This is a genomic window from Microbacterium sp. (assembly GCF_049661145.1).
Classification (GTDB): Bacteria; Actinomycetota; Actinomycetes; order Actinomycetales; family Microbacteriaceae; genus Microbacterium.
In genome coordinates this window covers 1-3162 of the sequence record NZ_JBASZT010000343.1, presented here as the reverse complement: position 1 = coordinate 3162, position 3162 = coordinate 1, and the positions used below count along the sequence as shown (strand labels likewise).

The 3162-nt window shown below is 70.8% G+C and carries 3 protein-coding genes; all 3 read left to right on the top strand.

The window, feature by feature from the left end:
- Window positions 1–1365, top strand: a 1365-nt coding sequence (locus WBP48_RS14310; RefSeq protein WP_424441427.1) for a TPM domain-containing protein, incomplete at its 5' end; no start/stop codon positions are given.
- Between the two features lie 122 nt (window positions 1366–1487).
- On the top strand, window positions 1488–2225 hold the full coding sequence (locus tag WBP48_RS14305; protein WP_424441426.1) for a PspA/IM30 family protein: 738 nt from the start codon (window positions 1488–1490) through the stop codon (window positions 2223–2225).
- An 88-nt stretch (window positions 2226–2313) separates the two neighbouring features.
- Window positions 2314–3135, top strand: coding sequence for an arginase family protein (locus WBP48_RS14300; RefSeq protein ID WP_424441425.1), 822 nt, complete (start codon window positions 2314–2316; stop codon window positions 3133–3135).
- Window positions 3136–3162 lie beyond the last annotated feature (27 nt).

Here is a 3162-nt window from a genome sequence, read left to right as displayed (position 1 = left end):
GCGCTCGTCCAGACCGACGATGCGATAAAGACCAGCGAGCAGGAGCTCGGCTTCGCGCGCGCCCAGTTCGGCGATGCGACCGCGCGGGAGTTCGAGAACGCCCTCACCCAGGCGAAACAGGATCTGGACGAGGCCTTCGCCCTCAAGCAGCGGCTCGACGACGGGGTGCCGGATGCCGAGGCGGACACCCGCGCGTGGAACGTGCGCATCATCCAGCTGTGCGAGCACGCCAACACGGAGCTCGACGAGAAGGCCGCGACGTTCGACGAATTGCGAGGCCTCGAGCAGAACGCCCCCGAGGCTCTCGCCCACATCACTCAACTGCACACGAAGGTCGCCGGCGAGAGCGCCGCGGCCGCGGCGGCACTCACCGCGCTGCAGCGGTCCTACGCCCCGTCGGCGCTGGAGACCGTCGCCGACGACCCGGAGCAGGCCCGGCAGCGCCTCGACTTCGCCGCAGAGCAGTTGGCCGACGCGCGCCAGCGGCTCAGCGCGGGCGAAACCGGTGCCGCCGCCGTCGGCATCCGCGCCGCCGAGGACGCCGTCGGCCAGGCGGAACTGCTGCACAACGCCATCGCCAAGCTGGGCGCCGATCTCGCCAAGGCTGAGACGGATGCCGCGGCCCTCGTCACCGACATCGAAACCGATCTCGCGACGGCATCCGCATTGCCCGATCCCGACGGTCGTCTCGCTCCCGTCGTCGCGGCCACGCGCCAGCAGCTCACTGCCGCGCAGGGACTCCTCGCCGGAAGCGCGAAGCAGCCGCTCCCCGCGCTGCAGGGTCTCGACAAGGCGAACCGCGAGATCGACGCGATGCTCGCCGGCGTCCGTGACGCGCAGGAGCGCGCAGCGCGCGCGCAGCGCCAGCTGGGCTCGGTCATGACGCAAGCGCAGGCACAGGTCTCAGCGGCGGAGGACTTCATCACGTCGCGTCGCGGCGCGATCGGCTCCGATGCGCGCACGCGGCTCGCCGAGGCCGGCGCGGCGCTGGTGCAGGCCCGTCAGGTGCAGCAGAGCGACCCCGACCAGGCGTTGCAGCACGCGCAGCGGGCCAATCAACTCGCAGCACAGGCCATCCAGAACGCGCAGCACGACGTCGGCGCCTTCAGCGGCGGTGGCATGTTCGGGGGCGGCTCCTCCGGCAGGAGCGGCGGTGGGAACATGATGGGCGCCGTCCTCGGCGGCATCGTGATCAACTCGCTCCTCAGCGGCGGCAGCCGCGGTGGCGGCGGGTTCGGGGGCGGCGGCCGTAGCGGCGGCGGGTTCGGTGGGAGCTTCGGCGGCGGGGGCTCCCGCGGCAGCATGAGCCCGGGCAGCTTCGGGGGCGGCGGCACTCGCTCACGCCGCGGAGGAGGACGCTTCTGACGGCCCGCGCACACCGCGGCATCCGCCCCACCCGCATGATCTCCCGGCATCCACGACCCCAGGTCACACCACACCAGGCTTCCCGCTAGATACCAGGCTTCCCGCTAGGAAAGGAAAAACCGATGGCAAAGCAGTCCATCTTCGGCCGCATCTCCACGCTCGTGAAGGCGAACATCAACGCCCTCCTCGACTCCGCCGAGGACCCGCAGAAGATGCTCGATCAGCTCGTGCGCGACTACACCAACAGCATCGCCGATGCCGAGTCGGCGATCGCCGAGACGATCGGCAACCTGCGCCTGCTCGAGCGCGACCATGAGGAAGACCTCAAGGCCGCCACCGAATGGGGTGGCAAAGCCCTCGCGGCCAGCCGCAAGGCAGACGAGCTCCGCGGATCGGGCAACGCAGTGGATGCCGACAAGTTCGACAACCTCGCCAAGATCGCGCTGCAACGCCAGATCTCGGAAGAGAACGAGGCGAAGGCGATCGCACCCGCCATCTCGGCCCAGACCGAGGTCGTCGACAAGCTCAAGGACGGCCTCAACGGCATGAAGCAGAAGCTTCAGGAGCTGAAGAACAAGCGCTCCGAACTGCTCGCCCGCGCGAAGTCCGCCGAGGCGCAGAACAAGGTGCACGACGCCGTCAAGTCGATCGACGTGCTCGATCCCACGAGCGAGCTCGGGCGGTTCGAGGACAAGGTCCGCCGTCAGGAGGCGCTCGCGGCCGGGAAGGCCGAGATCGCGGCATCGTCGCTGGACGCGCAGTTCAACCAGCTCGAGGACGTCGGGGAGCTCACCGAGGTCGAGGCGCGGCTCGCCGCGCTGAAGGCCGGTGTCGCCCCCACTCCCGCGATCGAGCAGTAGCAGCGAAACCGATTCGCCGCGAGAAGCGGCGTCTGCGCGCGCTTCTCGCGGCGGATGCGGTTTGTCTCACCGTCGTTTGGGAAGGCCGATGACCCGATTCCTCGTGGTCCCGCAGTGGCAGGGATCCGGCGCCCCGCGTGCGATGCTCCTCCAGGGCGGCGCGCAGGCGATCGCCGGCGACCTGCCGCGCTCCGCCTCTGTGACCGTCGACGTGCCGCTGGAGGCGGGTGAGGAGCAAGGTACCGGCATCCACCGGTTCTCCACGCTCCCGCGCATCCAGCGGCTCGTCGCCGAGGCGCTGGCGCAGAGCCACGAGCCGACGATCGTCGTGGGTGGTGATTGCAGCGTGTCGGTCGCGCCGATCGGGGTCGCCGCTCGTCGGCATCCGGGGCTCGCGGTCGTGTGGTTCGACGCGCACGGCGACCTGAACACACCCGAGTCGAGCACGTCCGGCGCGTTCCACGGCATGCCGCTGCGTGCCGTGCTCGGCGACGGGCACCCGGAACTTGCCCTCGAGCCGGGTCTGGTCACACCCGATCGGGTTGTGCACGTCGGCGGCCGCGACTTCGACGACCCAGAGGTCGAGTTCCTGCGGGACGCCGGCATCCGGGTGGTGTCCGCCAGCGAGCTCTCGCAGCCTGACGCGATCGCGGCAGCGGTGCGCGCGACCGGTGCCGCGCACGTGTACATCCACGTCGACCTCGACGTCCTCGACCCCGCGGCGATCGCCGGGGTTTCCTACCCCGTGCCGTTCGGCCCGTCCGCGGCCGAGCTCGTCACGGCGATCAAGGCGGTGCGCGCGACCGCGATGCTCGTGGGCGGGACGATCGCCGAGTTCGCCCCGGCATCCCCTGCCGCCGCCGTGGACGACCTCGGCACGATCCTGCGCGTCGTCGGGGCGCTTGCGTGATCGCGCATCCGCCCGCGGGATGGCGGG